The organism is Halalkalibacter sp. HAAS-P013, assembly GCF_056619925.1.
In genome coordinates this window covers 105,814-123,046 of record NZ_JBWQTU010000013.1, presented here as the reverse complement: position 1 = coordinate 123,046, position 17,233 = coordinate 105,814, and the positions used below count along the sequence as shown (strand labels likewise).

The window sequence follows — 17,233 nt, the reverse complement described above, 5'->3', positions numbered from 1 at the left end:
CCTTTAAGAAACCATTATTATTTGAGAGGTAGTGTTTTTTGTTAGGATTAACTAACTGTTTTCTGTCTCTTTTGATTTTTCTAGTGGTTTATTTTCTTCTATAAAGGTAAAATAAAACACTTTTCCCTTAAAAATAACCAATTAAATTCTTTTTTTACATTATTTAGTGGACAAAATCCGAAAAATTGAGAATATTCATGACTTTTATACTGAGAAAAATCACATTGCCGCTGCCTAGAACCAGTAACTTATACCTGTTTTTTAAACATAAATAAAACGCTGTCAAAGAAAATGAGTACGTTTGCAAACCCTTATGCAATCAGTTGCATAGTAATTATGCCCTCTTAGCGAAAGGCATAATTAAGTAGTTTGACCGAATTTCAAATAATCCATACACTGTAACTACCTTGCGCAAGGGACAATCGAAATAAAAAAAGAATTATGCTTAAAGAATGAATTTATGCAAACACTTGTATCCACTATGGATCTAGATCTGGATTCATATGATGTGTATGTATGGGATTAAACCTACGAATATAGTTTCGTAAAAATGGAGGAGAATATGATTAATAAAATGAAAAAAGGGTTAACAATAGCACTTATTGTTAACCTAATAGTTGTAACAATTGTGACAAGTGTACAATTCCCTTCTACACCTGTGTCAGCTAAAACAACAGATAATATGCAAGGCTTTGTTTCCAGTGAAGAATTGGACGAGCGCTTGATCTTCCAAGGTTTTACGCTTTACTTGCCAGATGAAAAGGATATGTATACGACTTTTAGTCGAAATATAAACTTGCTAAAAAGATGGGGTGTGACAGATGTCTGGGCACCGCCTGCTTATCGAGCATTTGAAGGTTCCTACTACTTTGAAGGGTATTCAGTAGCGGATCGTTATGATTTAGGAGAATTTCCACAAGGTCCAAATGGAGAAAGAGCAACTAAATATGGAACAAGTGATGAATTAAAAGGTTTAATCTCGAGACTACACAATCAAGGGATTCGTGTTCAAGCAGACCTTGTTCCAAATCAAATGATTGGACTAGCCAAACCTGAAGTTGTCAGTGTCACCTCCGTTGATAACTATGGAAACCCGAACGATCCTGACTTTGTTGATAAGTTAGTTCCTGTTTATAGTAAAGGCGGAGGCAAAGGACAAGAAAAATATGGGTTAATTAAAGAATGGAATCACACATTTTTAAATGGAACTAGTCCCCAACACTTAGGCAGATACCGTTTAATGGTAGATCAAGATGGTACACATTACCGTTATTTCGGTCCTGATGATTCAAATAATTATCTTCCTGAATGGCTTGCTCATTCAGATGCCGCAAAGTACGATGCGATCAATACGATTGATACTTATTTAACGGTAGATGGCTATTATGCTGCTGAGAATGCAGATACGACTGATGACCAAGTATGGGTTCCGTTGTTGCTTCACTATGAGGATCCTCAACCAGGTGCGATTAATGAAAACTACCTAGATTATATGAGAGCTAATGGATTTGACGGGGAAACGGATCAAGAAGTTAGGGAAAACATTATTGCCGCTGATAGTGAGGAAATCACTCAATTAACATCTGATTATATCCATGCTCAACCAGGATATTCGGCTGAAACCGACCCCCGTGGAAATTTACGTTTCAACAAGGAAGACAATAGTAATGTAAACAAAAATAATTTACAATACGAATTTTTAGTTGGATCAGACATTGACAACTCTAATCCAACTGTCCAAGCAGAGCAGCTCAATTGGGCAAAATTTTTACTGGATGAATATAATTTTGATGGATTCCGTATTGATGCTGCGTCTCATTTCAATACAAAGATCCTTACCGATTTAGCAGAGCTTATGAGTTCTCGTTATGGTGACGACTTGAACAACCATTTAAGTTATATTGAATCCTACACAGATAACCAAGTAGATTTTCTAAACAATAATAACAATGGTCAGTTAGCATATGATCACCATCTTTATGGAGCTCTAATGGCTACTTTAGGAAGTGCATCAAGCTGGAGACCTTTAAGTGATATCGTCAGTTCTTCTTATGTTAACCGTACCGATACTAGTGGTGCCGAGGCTATTCCAAATTGGTCATTTGTCAATAACCATGACCAGGAGCATAACATCTTACGTGAAATCACGTTAACAGAAGAAGAAGCTAATGGTACAGAACCAGGTACACGTGAGTATGAAGAGTATCAATATGAAAAATATTTTAAAGACATGGAAAAAACAGATAAGCAGTATGCACCTCGTAATGTTCCGAGTCAATATGCATATATGTTAACGAATAAAGATACTGTTCCTACAGTCTTTTATGGCGATCTATATAAATCAAATGCATCTTACATGTCAGAAAAGACGATTTATTATGATACAATCGATAAACTAATGAAAGCACGAACTGATTATGTATCGGGTGACCAAGAAATTACGTATTACTCATCTAATACTTCTGAAACACCAGGACATGACCTGCTTGCAAGTGTGCGTTTTGGAACAGATCGCAGCACGGGTATCGCAACAGTAATAGGAAATAATTCAGACATGGATACGACGATCAATGTCAACATGGGTGAGCTACATGCCAACCAAAGGTTTGTCGATATAACTGGATTTAACTCTGAAGTGTTAACAACAGATGAAAATGGTATTTTAACAGTTGACGTTAAAGGCGTGAGCAACCCACAAGTACATGGTTATTTAGGTGTTTGGGTACCTAGAGACAATGGCTTTGTTGGCGGCAAGGGCAATAAAGCTAAAAATGCTGACAACGGAACCAAAGCAATTGTGAACAATAAAGATAACAATGAGACCAAACCTCAAAACAACAGAGGAAATAATGGACAATCATGGAGACAAAATGAATTGAATGCATGGCAACAATGGCTAAGACGCAATCAAAGTCAATAAAGCAAATTATCCTTTAGAATAAGGAGAAAGGAACCAGTATTTAGAATCGTACTGGTTCCTTTCGTTTCTTGTTAGACATCAGTTGTGCTCACTCCACCCCAAGGTCTGACACGGTCAACTTTTGTGAATGAAGGGCTTCCCTTTACTACCTGCTGTAATCAAGCAATCCTTCATTGAAAAGAATTCCTACTTCCCTTTGCTCTTTTGATTTACCTTTTTTCCATTATTACCTTTGTTATCCTTGCCTTTCTCACTATCCATCTTTATTACCACTGTTGTCAAAGGATCGATCATTATACTGCGGCCAGTTAGTTTAAAGCCAGACCTTTCTGATACCTCTTCTATTCCAGCTTCATCACTATCTACTAAAACGGTGCCTCTAATTAGATTTTCACCAATTGTTAATGATCTTTCTTTCGTATCTGCATTAACAAACACATAATAAGCTGTTCCATCTGTTGCTTCATTTCTATAGCCTATTACTAAATCTTGTTCCTTTATTTCTGGAGCATCTATTAACGTTACATTAGAATCAACTAATTCTTTTGTTCCTAATCTAAAGGCATCTGTTGATCTTCTTAAAGCAATCAGACCTGTTGTATACTCCCTTGTTAGGTTGTTAATAGGATACAATTCTTCATTCGTAGCTTGATCCCAATTAAACATATTAATAGCGTCTGAGGAGTCATAAGAATCATGGATAAAGTATGGGAACGTAAACGGATTTCCATCCTCTTCTTCCATATAAGTAGATTTATATGGCGGCTCAGAAGTTTCAGCTTTGAACTGCTTCGTTCGTCCAAACTCTTGGCCTGCATGAATAAAGGCCTTGCCTTGAGCGGTTAAAACCATTGCATTTCCGATTCTGATTCGTTTGTGAATTTCTTCTTGATGAAATTCTGGATCCTTCTTAATAGATTGAGCAATTACATCATGGAGCGTTAAATTATCATGAGCTGCAATATACGGAACAACGTCACCAGGATCACTTGCAACAAAGTTATGTGGCTGAGCCTTTATGTTGTCAAAAATTTGCTCGATATTTCTTGCCCCTCCAGTAATGAATCTTGGTTCTCCTTCACTTCCAAAGCCAGACTTCAATTCGTTCCTAAACTCATCAGAGAAAACCCCTACACTTTCTGTATGCTGCATCCAGTCTTGGTCTGCTGGCATAACATCGTCGCCTTCATCCCCTACAAATGTTCTCCAGCCCTCTCCGATCATAACGATATTCGGGTTGAGTTCCTTTGCTTGGTCATAGGCAATTTGAATACTTTCTGCATCATGATCTCCCATCATATCAAAACGGAAACCGTCCACCTTAAACTCGTCAACCCAGTAAGTAATAGAATCTACAAGAATTCTTCTTGCCATTTCATGAGTCGTCCCTAAACGTCCACCACCAAAACTTGTTCTTGGAGTACCGTCAGCATCCATAAAATGATAGTAGTTTGGAACAAGATCTTCAAAAATCTCGACTCTAGCTGTATGATTGTAAACTACATCCAGGATCACTCCCATACCGCGGCTGTGAATTTCATCGATCAACATCTTTAACTCTTTAATTCTTAACTTTGGATCATCTGGATTTTCTGAATACATACCAGTTGGAGAAAAATAACTATGTGGATCATAGCCCCAGTTATAATTCACTCCAGTAGAAGCATACTCTAACATTCTTTCAGCAGTTTTCCATTCACTTCCCCAGAAATAACTCATCACTGGTAAAAGCTGAACGTGAGTCACACCTAAATCTTCAATGTAATCTAGTTTATCAACAAAAGCTGCAAATGTTCCAAATTGTGCACTAAGCTCATCTTCAATGCTAGGATCAGATGTGAAGTCTCTTACATGTACTTCGTAAATAATCGCATCTTCTCTCTTTTCAAACCCTTCAATTTTCGCAAACTCTAGCTCTGGTCCAATCGTTGAAGGATCGATAATCGCTGCTTTCCCAATTGGATACTCTCCTAAGTTATCCCACGTTGCCATAGATTTAGCATAGGGGTCTAGTGCTATTTTTCTATTTCCATCATGATCAATTTCGTAATGATAGAAATAACCTGCAACATTCTCCACTCCTGTATTATCTTTTGTAAGTATGACTTCCCAAACCCCACGATCACCTTTTGTCATCTCTATATTATCGTTCACAACAACAAACTGATCATCCTTATCGTACAAAATGACAGAGACATTTTCAGCCATAGGTGACCATAATTTCAACGTCGCTGTTCCATCGTCATGTAACCTTGCACCCAAATCACCATCGTAAGCGTACAGTTCATCAATCAATTTCCATCCTAGTACAGCAGTAATGGTTTGCTCTTTGTAAGTTACAGTAAAAGGTGTCTGAGTTAAGTCAAAGTCCCCCTTAATCTCAATCGTTTTATTATCTTTAATTGTTATACTTATAAATTCTACTTCATTGCCATCTTTATCCGAGATCTTAATAGCCTCTGCCAAATCCACTTCTGTTAATTCTCCTATATTAGTAAAATCTAGTTGAATTTTAGTGTCTGATACCACTTTTCCTGAAATGATTCTAGTCGAAACTTCTCCATCTGCAGAAGTATAAACCGTGTCATCATCTTCTTTAATCCATACTTCATTAATGTCTGAAGATGAGAGATCAAGTACTTTGTCGCCCCCATCTTTGTCTCCAGTAGTCGTATTTATTACAAGGAATCCTACTTTTTTAGCATCCTCCGTTAATTCTATATCTAGGTAGGCACCATAGTTAGTCATTTGGTCTTCTTTAAAAGATGTACTACCTGATGGCCAATTATCAGAAGGTATAGCTACATCGTTCCATAACCAAAGACCAAGATCCGTAAAGTTATTATCCTCTCTTTGATAGTGAATTCTGAGCGTATTTTCGGGAATATCATTAGATTCTAGATGGTTCGCTCCTGACAGTTCAGCTGTCCCATGTTGATTAAATAAAAAACTTCCTAATGACAATGTTATTAGAAAAACTAGTACTACTAATAAAGATTTTTTCATATACTCTCCTCCTTTTGTTTTTTTACCTTCTTACTTTTCACCCCCTCTTATTTAAAGTGCATATTTATTATCTACGAGAAACCGCTTTAAATGAAACCGCTTTCTTTATAGTTGATGTGTCATATATTACAATTTAATTGCCTATAATTACCAATTGATTTTTTAATGGTGTTTTTTATTATTCCCATTAGAATATAAGACACTGAGTCTATTTTTTACCACGAAGAAAGTCCTCAATAAAGATCGTTATCATTTGACACCAAAAACGCCTCCTCAAAACCTGAGAAGGCGTTTCATTACTTGTCTTTTACAACCAACGTTGAAGGTCACCTAATTCTACTACGCTGTAGGCACCTTTTCAAAAACTTTATCAGGTGAAACAAATTCATATCCAAGAACTTTAGCGACAGCTTCGTAAGTGATTTCTCCATTTGCTACGTTTAATCCAGATTTCAAAGAATGATTATCGGAAATGGCTTGGGATACACCTTTATTTGCAATCTGTAATGCGTAAGGAACTGTAACATTCTAAGGGTCAAGGTTTTTTTTATGATGCAAAAGGCGCTAAAAAGGGCTTTTACTTGTGAAACCATGCGTTACAGTCAAATACTAATAGCCTATAAAAACATTATAGAAATGTTTTTATAGGCTAAAGTTAACTAGCACACTTTTCAACAGAGGTTAATACTTCACCTCAACAATCTTCTCTGAAAGTCTAACCTTTGTTTTGCATTCCCTTTGATAATAATGTCTACACCACTATCAATATTATTTTCAACTACTTCACCTTCAATTACTTTAGTCACGGATTCAACACTTAAATATCCCATGTCATACGGATTCTGTGCTACTGTCCCTGATAATTTCCCTTCTTCTATCAACTCTAACATCTCGATAATTCCGTCCGCTCCTATAACTGGAATGCTAAGACCGTGCTCTTCAATAACCTCATAAATTGCTAGTGCTTTGATATCCGTCTCGGTCAAGACACCTTTAATATCCGGGTGATCTTGTAAAATTGTTTCCATTACTTCTTTTATCGGCTCTGTTTCATTTGGTAAGTCTGTTTTTTCTGTTGCTATTTTAATTCCTGCAGCCTCTAAACTTTTTTTAGCCCCGTTGATTCGCTCACCTGAAATTGGATGATTCATATCTCCTGCAATCAGGGCCACTTTATTTCCTGGTTGAAGTTGTGAAGCTAATAACATTCCACCCATTCGGCCTAAATCGACATTGTTAGTCCCAATATAAGAAACTTTATTTTCCCAAGGGTCATCTGTATCTAATAACATTACAGGGATATTCATTTGATCAAACTCTTTTAAAATAGGAATTATTGAGGAGTCATTCGGAGAGACAATTAATGCATCTGGCTTTTCTTTAAGGACTTCTCTGAGAAGATACTCTTGTACATCTTCTCCTGATTCGAAACTAGGTGCAATTACTCTACCATCCACACCAAAATCTCGAAAACCCCTTTCTGCTCCTGCTTTTACAATTTCCCAATACTGAGTATGTAAGTCCTTTAATACTACAACTACTGTAGGTTTGTTACTAACAAATGGGTTAGATATTAAACCTATTAAGCTGGTGGAAAGAACTAATATAGTGATAAGCATAATTATTTGTCTTCTTTTCAACATTCAATCATCCCCATTTTATCTAAGATGTTCAGTAACACTAAGCAAATAGCAACTAACGCTATACCTCTAAGTCTTCAGATGATGGAGAGTTAAAATTTCTCACCTTTTTGTATGGTCCTTCTACCACATCCATCACAAGTGTTAATAACATAATACCATAGTACTATTACAAGTGATTTTTTATTTCAATATAAACTCCAAGCGAAAGACTCCAATTCACAACAATAGACATGCGAGTACAAACAAACTAGTTCGAACACAGGTATTTGATATATTGGCTACAATTCCGTTACTTAATTTCATGTTCACGATTCCCACATCCGCTACACTAAAGATTCTAGTTTCATATGCATCACTCGATTTCCGAATAGCGATTGAACCTCAACGATCTCACCAGATACATATCGAAGCAAATCTACAAATATCCGTCGTCGCACTCCCCCCTAGAATCGACCTAATACAAAACAGTTTTTCGTTCTTTTGAAGATTCATATGCACACTCTATCAGACGGGTTAAGGTAATCGCAGTATCTATATCAAAGTATGGTAGACTCTGCCCCTTGTCAGAAGACAGCAATTTCACAAATTGGGCACTTGGTATTTCATCATCTGTTGGGAGGCTTTCACTTTGAACAGGTACCAATTCTTCGTGTCCAGCTACATTTTTTGATTGTAACAATACCCTGAAATTAGAATCATCTACACCAGAAATCACCAAAATACCCTCCGTTCCGACAATCTCCAGCATATTATCCATACGATAGCCTACAAATGAGGTATGGGCTGTACCGATAGCACCACCTTCAAATTCAATGACGGTGGTCGAATTTTCATCACTGCCAGTTCCAAACAGTTCATTCATCATACAGGTAACCTTTTTAGGTGTTCCGCAAAAGTGTGGCAGAAGATATAATCCGTGACATCCCAAATCTAATGTTACTCCTCCGCCAGTTTGTGCAGGATCAAACCAGTAAGCAGGCAGCATGTTTTTATCCAATGCCGCTTGGTGAACACGTCTAAAGTAAACGGATGTCACTTTACCGAGCTTTCCATCGTCCACCAGTTGTTTTGCATAGCGGTATGCACCAATGACCTTGGATTCTAACGACACCATAAATTTCACTTGATTTTCCTCAATGGCCTTTTTAATTTCCAGACAATCATTTACTGTAAGCGCCAAGGCTTTATCCGAGAAAATATGTTTTTTGGCGTTCGCACATTTTACAATAATTTCTTTGTGCTTTGTGGTGGCACACTCTACAATAACTCCATCTACATCTTTTGCACTGAGTACCTTGTTCAGATCCTTTTCAAAAGGAACTCCAAATTCTTTAGCAAAGGCTATTCCTCTTACTTCATCATCATCCCAGACAACTTTTAATTCTGCATTTCCGGTTTTTAATGCTTCCTTTACAAAACCTTCTGTATGAACATGCCATGCACCAATTAATGCCAAATTAACCATTTGTCCATTCCCCTTTTCATTTTTCGGATAATAAATTTCCTCATCATACAGACTTCCATATAATCACAAAATCAGAGAGTCAAACGTTCTAGAACACATTCAAGAAGCGCTTCTTCTTGAATCTATCTAAATCTCGCACTTCACAATGTTTGGTGATAAATCTTACCCGTCTTAGACTCTAACTAGTGGATCAAAATATGATCACAGTCTTCATCTTACCGAAAATTCCAATAATTATGAATCCTTCTTTTTCCAAACTATTTTTGCTTTTTCTTTTTGCGGTAAAGAAGTTCTAAACTTCCTCTTTAACACTTCTAAATTTGAACTGAAATATTCTTCCTTTATAAATGGACTTTTGCATCTATTCTTCATACCGTCAAAATGCAATGTCATCTTAAAGAGAATATCCCCCTCTTTCCTAATAACAGCCCGATACGTTCCTATAAATTCCCCATCACAATTATATCCTTTAATTTTTCCTACCCACATGTCCATCAGATCATCTCCTATACCGATCACGTTTTCCTGCACGCAAGCTTCTATACTTATTAAATAGAGCTTACACGTTTACTATAACTCCACCACTATTTATTAATAGTACCGGAAAAGACTCCTTTGTGCAACCGATTGCACAAGAAAGGAACCCTTTATAGTAATCGGTTCAGTTTTGGGCCTGAACGTTAATAAGGAGATTAAATAACATAGCAACTCATACGATCATTCGCACAAAAGACGCGTTATTACTGGGGCAGCTGAAAAAAAGTCAGTTTTAGGCCACTGAATAAGGTATGGTTTTAACCTTTTTCAGCAGCTTCCAGTTTTAACCTTTTTAGCAGTCTCTTAATATATCCTGTATCATTTTTAATAGTAACTGGTTGAATTCACTATTTGAGTAGTAGATTGGTATGATGGATTATGGGGAGCGATTTCTGAATGGAAACTCGTAACCCTGTTAAGCTTCGTTATACTCTCCATAATCCGTGACTCCACAACATAATCTGGTTAATGGTGAGCTCACCATTAACGACATACGCACGCATCTATGTTACTTCAAAATGGAGCAAATCCAAAGGCTGTTGCCGAACGACTTGGACATGACGTTCGAACATTAATGGAAACATACGCTCACATTATGCCAAACATCCAAGAAGAGCTTGCAGCCGACTTCGGCTCTGCTTTTTATCAGAAAGAAAAACTCAAAAAAAGAAATACAAAATAATGTGATCAAAAGCCACATCTCTCTTCTTCAACCACAAAAAAACGCGCTCCTCAGATCCTGAGAACACGCGTATTGCTGACTTTTTAGTAAATGACCCGTACTGGGTTCGAACCAGTGACCTCCACCCTGTCAAAACCGAGCTCACGCTAAGGATATCACCCAGCCCTACATCTTCACCGTTGTTCATTCTTATGGGTTAAAAATTGACAGTAATTTTGGAGAAGGTACCATTGTAAAAATCATATTACCAAAGATAAGTAAGTAGTAAATTTGAACTAATATAAGATAGGTTTACTATGGTATTAAAACAATACCTATAGTTTTTTTATTTAGATCTGCTTAGGATTGGGTTTAGGGTGCACAGGGTTAAAATGACTAATATATAGAATATTTTACACACTACATGCACGTTTAGTGCTGTTCACTACTTACTTGTGAAAGAAAATAAAAGATATAGCAGTCAGTAAAGAGCCTTTCCTAAGTTATGAAGGCTCTTTGTTTTTCTGTAAAAAGTTACCTATCTTTTTTGAAGCTGTTGGCACATTATCTCCACGCCACAGTGTGGTGATATGCTACAAATTCTATGGATACCGCAAAAATATACTTTATTGACCTTAAATATGGGGGTTTATCAGAATCTTGAGAAGTTGACACATTTATCTGAAGGGATAGTAATTAATCAGTAGTAAGTTTCCATTGATCTTCTAGAAGGACTTTCACCACCTAGCTGTTAGACATGCCGAGCACACCTACATCGGAAAATGGATCTTTTTAAGTAGCTTATTAAATTAAAAAATCGAAAATAAACATTTAAAAATAAGAGAACGACATTTAAAAACAAGCCGCCAAAGTACTAGGACGAAAGCGAATGTGGTTTCCGGTTTCACAGTGACTCAGTTTAAACCACATTCAAATGGAACAAATGAATCAGACTAGAAAAGTGAGATAGAACTTTGAGGAAGTGCATTCAATAGTTGTGATCAAACCAGACCTGAATCAGCTCAAACTGTTTTAAACCGATTGTTTCATAAGCTGAAAAGGAGGCGGCAATGATTCCGTTCGCTACTCGCTTTGAGAGGAGAACCCACTCCTCTCAAGGCTTTTAAAAGATGTAGCGACTTTGCTCATTGCTTCGGGGTAGTCCCAAACAGACCTTTTGGGACTACCCCACACTCCTCAATATAGCAATGGAACCTATTACCGTCTCCTTCAAATTCAATTCCTAGATAGAGGTTATTTCTTCTTGTTCATTTACGAATGAATCTATTTCTTCTAAGGTGGGAATTGACTCCTGTGCTCCATGACGCGTAACAGCAATTGCAGCTGCCCCACTTGCAAAGCGTAAACAATCAGTTAATGAAAAAGACCTATTAGATCTCGCAGCAATAAATGCTCCAATAAACGTATCTCCAGCTGCAGTTGTATCTACAGCTTTCACCGAATAGGCCGGATGTAATAATTCAATTTGACCTTGATTGTAATAATAACAACCGTTTCCCCCTAAAGTGAGAATGACCTCTTTTACACCATACTTAATCAAGCACTTGGCCGCTCTTAATGCTTCAGCATGATTCCACACTTTTATTCCTGTGATCGATTCCGCTTCGGTTTCATTTAAGATGAGAGTATCGATCCAGCCAAAAACCTTATCTGGAATTTCAAGAGCAGGTGCAGGATTAAAGACAACTTGAACCCTATTTCGATATGCTTCTTCCATCACAAACCTGGTTATAGACCAAGGAATTTCATTTTGGATTAATACTGTATCTCCTTCGCCCCATGAACTATTTTGTATAACCTGTTCAACATATTCCTTTGATAGACTGGAATTAGCCCCTTCAGCTAACACAATATGATTTTCTCCTTCTTCATTAACCGTTATAAAAGCCGTTCCTGATGGGCCTTCTACTTCATCTATAAAGTGGCTATCCATTCCTGAATGTTTAAAATGAGCAAGTAGCTCCTTCCCCATCGGATCTTTGCCTACCGCACCGATCATACATACTTCCTGCCCACTTAAATGAATAGCCATTGCCTGATTAGCACCCTTCCCACCAGGACAATAAGTCAAACCTAATGACTTTATTGTTTCTCCTCGGCGTGGATATCTTCCTACTTTCTGAACAATATCCATATTGATACTTCCAACAACGAATATTTTCCCCATACTGTTTCCACTCTCTTTCCTTCTATTAGTAATATTTCTTTAAAAAGGAACCTGGTGTCTACACCAGATTCCTTAAACAACATTATTTTGATTGGATACTAAAATGGATGTGTAACCTTCGTTACGGTTAGTTAATTAAATCTAACAACTGACGGACATTTTTAGCACGGTATACTTGGTCATTCACCTTAAAAATTTTATGGTAGGAACAAGTGCTGCATTCTGCTAAACACATGCTTTCTTTATATGTTAATAGCGGATGATCGTTTACCCATCGCTTCACTGTCCCTTTTTCACCATTCGTTAAGTTAGTAGAACAAAAAGAAAGAATACGTATTACATCGCCTTTCATGATTTAAATAACATTTTCCTCAACTAACATCTTATCTGCGAAGTTTTTCATCTTATTAAGTCGAGATTGATAGGCACGATATAAACCATCTGAATGTTCCTGGATAGTTCTTTGAGAATTTGTTACTTTATTGAGGTTTGTGGCGTAGTCAGTTTGTTTAATCCATTCTTCAGGAATAGATGAAGCTCCCGTTAGTGATCCTGAAATACCTGATGCTACAGCGGTAATACAATCCACATCTCTTCCCATGTTCACAGCAGATACCATGGCATCCTTTAGGTTACCATCAACCATTTTAAAGATACAAATACCTTTTGTAACAACTTCATTTGCCCATGCATACGCATAATCCATTCCCTCACCAGCATAAACACTATCAAAAGCTTCTCTTAACTCTCTAAAGTCTTTACAATGGGCTGTGTGCTTTAACTCTCTGTCAATTTCTTTTACGACACGGTCTTGGTCACATAAATCGTAGATATCTCCAATTACACTATCAACTGTTGCCCCAGGTTTAGTTGCTGAGGCTATTGCAACTGCTGTAACAGATGCCCACTTTAAACCTCTACTATTACTAGATTGATAGAGTTGCCCAACTTCAAATACATCATCCATTGCTCCTCTTGGATCTCCAGCATTTATTAATCCAATAGGATGGCAAGCACGTGCAAAACTATTTAACCCTGAATAATCACAGTATTTCCCTAAATCTACAGCAGGTATATCACTCTTAGCCATCGCTAACAATGTTGCTTCGAATGGCTCTGAGATCATACCTATTGATTCTGGTTTAATATCTCTTATCCAAATCTTTTTAACATCTTCAGCATTTACTCGATCCTCTTTTTCGATCATTGCTGTAATCATAAGTTTTTGTCTTTCAACACCATCTTCAGTTGTTCCTGGTTCTCTTACCCAACCATTATTATAATGCTCATAAGATTGTAAACTCTGTAACGTACCGTAGCGTTCTTCTATCTTTTGATAGCTCCATCCTTCTACAGCTGCTCCCATGGAAGAACCAATATGAACTCCTGATATACATCCGAAAAACTTGTCTCTTAAACTAACATTGTTACTCATAATAATAAACACCATCCTATTTTATATTTTATATAAGTAAAAGGAACTACCCTTTAACTCCACCAAAAGAAATACCTTTAATAAAAGCTTTTTGTACAAAGAAATAGAGGGCTATAATTGGTAACGAAATTAATACGGACGCTGCCATCATTGGTCCCCATGCTGTATCTTCTGCTGACCTGAACTGTTGAAGACCTAACTGCAATGTATACATGGATTGATCACTGAGATAAATTAATGGGAGTAAAAAGTCATTCCAGGAAAACATAAATTGAAATAAACCTATCGTTAAAATGGCTGGTTGACACAATGGAAGCATAATCTTGAAATAGATCATAAATTCAGAACAGCCATCTATTCTTGCTGCATCTTCCAAGCTTTTTGGCAACTGCTTAAGAAACTGACGCATAAGGAAGATGAAAAACGGAACTCCAAAAAATGTTGGAATGATCAATGGTAAGAACGTATTTATTAGATTTAAGTTTGAAAACATTACAAACAAAGGAACCATCGTTACAGGGAATGGAATCATCATTACTGCTAAAGTGACGATGAACAATGTATCTCGCCCTTTCCATTTCAATCGAGCAAATGCATATCCCGCTAAAGGACAGGAAATCATTACCCCAATGGTTGAAAAAACTGATACTATTAGTGAGTTTTTAAAAAATGTGAAAAATTGAATGTCTGTTACTGCCCTCACATAATGTTCAAAAAATAAGTAATCAGGTATCCATTCAGGCGGATAGGAGAACATTTGTGAGTTAGGCTTTAATGATGTAGAGATCATCCAAATAAAGGGCGCTGCAAATGCTACTCCTGCTATTATTAAAAATAAATAAATCCATATCTTTTTTACTCTTAATTGAGTTTTCACAATTACACCTCCAGCTCCTTAATCTCCTTGATAAAACACCCATTTTTTTGACGTTTTGAATAGAATTAATGTAATGGCCATAATGACAATAAATAAAATCCATGCCATCGATGAAGCATATCCCATTTTCATATATAAAAATGCGTTATTGTATAGATGCATGCTGTAAAAGAGTAAGGATTCAGCCGGACTACCTGTACCATATGTTAAGGCGTAAGGCAGAGTAAATTCTTGTAATGCTTGAATAACTCCCATGATTAAGTTAAAGAAAATAACAGGCGTTAACAGTGGTAAAGTGATATGAATCGCTTTCCAAAACCAGTTTGCACCATCAATTTCTGCTGCTTCATAATAATCTTGCGAGATATCCTGTAACCCAGCTAAATAAATTAACATGGCATTTCCAATTACCCATAGCATCATCACGACAAGCGATGGCTTCGCCCAAGTGGGATCACTTAACCAGCCGGGACCAGCTATCCCAATCAAATCCAACAAATAATTAACAAGTCCAATTTGAGAATTTAATAGCCATTGCCATAATATCGATAAAGCGATCACTGGTAATAAAGTTGGTAAAAAGAATAAGGTTCTAAAAAACCCCTGCCCAATAATGGGAAGATTTAAAAGAATAGCTAAACTGACACCTACAAGAATGCTCAAAGGAACAAACATCGCTGCGTAAATAAGTGTATTTGATATACTTTTCCAAAATAGCCTGTCTTGAAATAATGTTATATAGTTATCCAGTCCAATAAATGTCGTTTCACTGATAACATTGTAATTTGTGAAACTGAAATACAACGAACTAAACAAAGGATAAGCATAAAACAATAACAAACCTAAAATCCATGGTGTAGCAAATAAGATTCCCGCTCTCGCACGTTTATGTTCCATACTATAATGGCGCTCTTTCTTTGGTTTCCGTTTAAATTTAGGCTCTTCATTTTTTTTACGATGTATAACAATATCATTATGAATTGGTTCTGGTTTTGACATAGTGTCCCCCTTTTATTTAACAGAGAAGAGTCGTTCAACCCTTCTCTGTTAAAAAGGTAATGATTTTAATTTGATTTTTTTCTGATTTTATTTTGATTTTTTTGATTCTATTTCTTTATTTATTTTTTCATTTATATCATCTAATATTTCTTGTGGAGTACCCCGGTTAGCCATAACCAATTCAGGTGCTTTTGCCAATTCATCCCACATCATATTTCCAGCAAGAACAACAGGCCGATGATATCCGTTCGGCAAAACGTCAAGGAACTTCTCTTGTTTAGGATCTCCACCATAAATTTTTTCATTGACCTCAGGGATGGCAGCAAATTCTCCCGTCATCGCTTTCAAACTTTGTGCCTCCTCTGTCGTAGTCATAAATTTTATGAATTCCCAAGCTTCGTCTTGGTTTTCTACACCTTTGGGCATGATTAGAGCTCTCCCCCCCATAAAAGTTGTAAAATCTTCACCTGTAGGTGTTGGGATATAACTAATACCATAATCTAAGTCTGGCGCGTATTGTTCAAATTGTCCTAACATCCAGTTCCCATCAACCATCATTGATAATTGACCAGTTATAAATGGATTCGTTGCATCAGATCCAGCTGAACTTACGAAACTGTTAAGTGTTTCAATGCCATATTCTTCTGCAAAATCTGTTTTCCACTCTAGCGCCTCTACTATTTTGGGGGCGTTAGCCGTTATGGTTCCATTTTCATCAATAAATTCACCACCAAAAGACCACCCCCAGGTATATAACCATCCTTGTCCAAACCATGGGATAAACCCAATTTGTTCAAACCTGTTTCCTTCTTTAATCGTTAGCTTTCTTGCAGCTTCTTCTAATTCTTCTATGGTTGTTGGAGGGTCTTCAGGATCTAAACCTGCTTCTCTAAAATGATCTTTATTGTAAAATAAGGCTCGTGCAGTGCCGTCATATGGTAGACCCATTAAGATATCTTCATATGTTGCTTCCCCCCATGCCCAATCATAAAAAAGGTCTTCAGTAATTCCATCTCTTTCAGCAAACTCATTTAACGGTGTAATTGCATCTGTAAATTCTGCAATTCCATATCGACTTGAAAAATAAACATCAGGAGGATTTCCTCCAGCAACAGCAGTTAATAATTTTGAGCCAATTGCATCACCACCATCAGGGGCTACATAAACCGCTTCCACTTCGATATGTGGATGTGTTTCATTAAACAATTCTACTGACTTTTTTAATGATTCCCCAGCAGGACCCGTTTCCCAATTATGCCAAAAAACAATTTTTGTTTTTTCATCATCATTTGAAGAGCCTTCTGTATTTGATGATGATTGATTCGAACAAGCAGCTGAACTAACCAAGATTAGAATCACAAACAGAATACTTAAAACCTTCTTTTTCTGAAAACTAAACATTTCATCCCCTCCAATTAATAGCTTTTAGAAATAATGATTAGTCCTAAACATAGTTCCAGTTTTGATTTATAGTTTCAATCACCACCTCCAAAAAAAGAAAA

General features: G+C 36.8%; 12 protein-coding genes and 1 pseudogene. 2 read left to right on the top strand and 11 right to left on the bottom strand.

The window, feature by feature from the left end; translation table 11 throughout:
- The first annotated feature begins 562 nt into the window (after positions 1-562).
- Positions 563-2,920 (top strand): glycoside hydrolase family 70 protein, encoded by a 2,358-nt coding sequence (locus AC1FXP_RS17580; RefSeq protein ID WP_480063288.1) that lies wholly within the window; start codon positions 563-565, stop codon positions 2,918-2,920.
- A gap of 186 nt (positions 2,921-3,106) precedes the next feature.
- Here the strand turns inward: AC1FXP_RS17580 and AC1FXP_RS17575 are convergent, their stop codons facing one another.
- From AC1FXP_RS17575 to AC1FXP_RS17555, 5 genes and pseudogenes are all read right to left on the bottom strand, one after another.
- Positions 3,107-5,926 carry a pullulanase gene (locus tag AC1FXP_RS17575; RefSeq protein WP_480063287.1) on the bottom strand — a complete coding sequence of 940 codons (2,820 nt, stop codon included), beginning with the start codon at positions 5,924-5,926 and terminating at the stop codon, positions 3,107-3,109.
- 339 nt (positions 5,927-6,265) lie between these two features.
- A pseudogene (locus AC1FXP_RS17570) lies at positions 6,266-6,454 on the bottom strand (alanine dehydrogenase); the annotation flags it as partial.
- A gap of 161 nt (positions 6,455-6,615) precedes the next feature.
- A complete protein-coding gene (locus tag AC1FXP_RS17565; RefSeq protein WP_480063286.1) occupies positions 6,616-7,569 on the bottom strand; it encodes a sugar ABC transporter substrate-binding protein in 954 nt (317 codons plus the stop codon).
- A gap of 454 nt (positions 7,570-8,023) precedes the next feature.
- Positions 8,024-9,034, bottom strand: a complete 1,011-nt coding sequence (locus tag AC1FXP_RS17560) for a Gfo/Idh/MocA family protein (protein ID WP_480063285.1) — start codon at positions 9,032-9,034, stop codon at positions 8,024-8,026.
- A 234-nt stretch (positions 9,035-9,268) separates the two neighbouring features.
- Positions 9,269-9,529 (bottom strand): hypothetical protein, encoded by a 261-nt coding sequence (locus AC1FXP_RS17555; protein ID WP_480063284.1) that lies wholly within the window; start codon positions 9,527-9,529, stop codon positions 9,269-9,271.
- 547 nt (positions 9,530-10,076) lie between these two features.
- On the opposite strand from AC1FXP_RS17555, the gene AC1FXP_RS17550 reads away from it, so the two are divergent.
- Positions 10,077-10,253 (top strand): integrase, encoded by a 177-nt coding sequence (locus AC1FXP_RS17550; protein WP_480063283.1) that lies wholly within the window; start codon positions 10,077-10,079, stop codon positions 10,251-10,253.
- Between the two features lie 1,222 nt (positions 10,254-11,475).
- Here the strand turns inward: AC1FXP_RS17550 and rbsK are convergent.
- The 6 genes from rbsK to AC1FXP_RS17520 all read right to left on the bottom strand — a co-directional run bounded on the left by rbsK (position 11,476) and on the right by AC1FXP_RS17520 (position 17,132).
- Positions 11,476-12,420 carry a ribokinase gene (gene rbsK, locus AC1FXP_RS17545; protein WP_480063282.1) on the bottom strand — a complete coding sequence of 315 codons (945 nt, stop codon included), beginning with the start codon at positions 12,418-12,420 and terminating at the stop codon, positions 11,476-11,478.
- 127 nt (positions 12,421-12,547) lie between these two features.
- Positions 12,548-12,772, bottom strand: coding sequence for a YuzB family protein (locus tag AC1FXP_RS17540; RefSeq protein WP_480063281.1), 225 nt, complete (start codon positions 12,770-12,772; stop codon positions 12,548-12,550).
- 3 nt (positions 12,773-12,775) lie between these two features.
- Positions 12,776-13,855 (bottom strand): ADP-ribosylglycohydrolase family protein, encoded by a 1,080-nt coding sequence (locus tag AC1FXP_RS17535; protein WP_480063280.1) that lies wholly within the window; start codon positions 13,853-13,855, stop codon positions 12,776-12,778.
- 46 nt (positions 13,856-13,901) lie between these two features.
- Positions 13,902-14,732, bottom strand: a complete 831-nt coding sequence (locus AC1FXP_RS17530) for a carbohydrate ABC transporter permease (RefSeq protein WP_480063279.1) — start codon at positions 14,730-14,732, stop codon at positions 13,902-13,904.
- Positions 14,733-14,750: 18 nt separating this feature from the next.
- Complete coding sequence (locus AC1FXP_RS17525) at positions 14,751-15,731, bottom strand: carbohydrate ABC transporter permease (RefSeq protein WP_480063278.1); 981 nt, start codon at positions 15,729-15,731, stop codon at positions 14,751-14,753.
- Positions 15,732-15,818: 87 nt separating this feature from the next.
- Positions 15,819-17,132: an ABC transporter substrate-binding protein gene (locus AC1FXP_RS17520; RefSeq protein WP_480063277.1), complete on the bottom strand. Its 1,314-nt coding sequence runs from the start codon at positions 17,130-17,132 to the stop codon at positions 15,819-15,821.
- Positions 17,133-17,233 lie beyond the last annotated feature (101 nt).

What these genes read in the sequence shown, in the direction of transcription:
- AC1FXP_RS17580 (WP_480063288.1), top strand. Translation starts at nt 563, where the DNA reads ATGATTAATAAAATGAAAAAAGGGTTAACAATAGCACTTATTGTTAAC.
- AC1FXP_RS17575 (WP_480063287.1), bottom strand. Translation starts at nt 5,926, where the DNA reads ATGAAAAAATCTTTATTAGTAGTACTAGTTTTTCTAATAACATTGTCA.
- AC1FXP_RS17565 (WP_480063286.1), bottom strand. Translation starts at nt 7,569, where the DNA reads ATGTTGAAAAGAAGACAAATAATTATGCTTATCACTATATTAGTTCTT.
- AC1FXP_RS17560 (WP_480063285.1), bottom strand. Translation starts at nt 9,034, where the DNA reads ATGGTTAATTTGGCATTAATTGGTGCATGGCATGTTCATACAGAAGGT.
- AC1FXP_RS17555 (WP_480063284.1), bottom strand. Translation starts at nt 9,529, where the DNA reads ATGGACATGTGGGTAGGAAAAATTAAAGGATATAATTGTGATGGGGAA.
- AC1FXP_RS17550 (WP_480063283.1), top strand. Translation starts at nt 10,077, where the DNA reads ATGTTACTTCAAAATGGAGCAAATCCAAAGGCTGTTGCCGAACGACTT.
- rbsK (WP_480063282.1), bottom strand. Translation starts at nt 12,420, where the DNA reads ATGGGGAAAATATTCGTTGTTGGAAGTATCAATATGGATATTGTTCAG.
- AC1FXP_RS17540 (WP_480063281.1), bottom strand. Translation starts at nt 12,772, where the DNA reads ATGAAAGGCGATGTAATACGTATTCTTTCTTTTTGTTCTACTAACTTA.
- AC1FXP_RS17535 (WP_480063280.1), bottom strand. Translation starts at nt 13,855, where the DNA reads ATGAGTAACAATGTTAGTTTAAGAGACAAGTTTTTCGGATGTATATCA.
- AC1FXP_RS17525 (WP_480063278.1), bottom strand. Translation starts at nt 15,731, where the DNA reads ATGTCAAAACCAGAACCAATTCATAATGATATTGTTATACATCGTAAA.
- AC1FXP_RS17520 (WP_480063277.1), bottom strand. Translation starts at nt 17,132, where the DNA reads ATGTTTAGTTTTCAGAAAAAGAAGGTTTTAAGTATTCTGTTTGTGATT.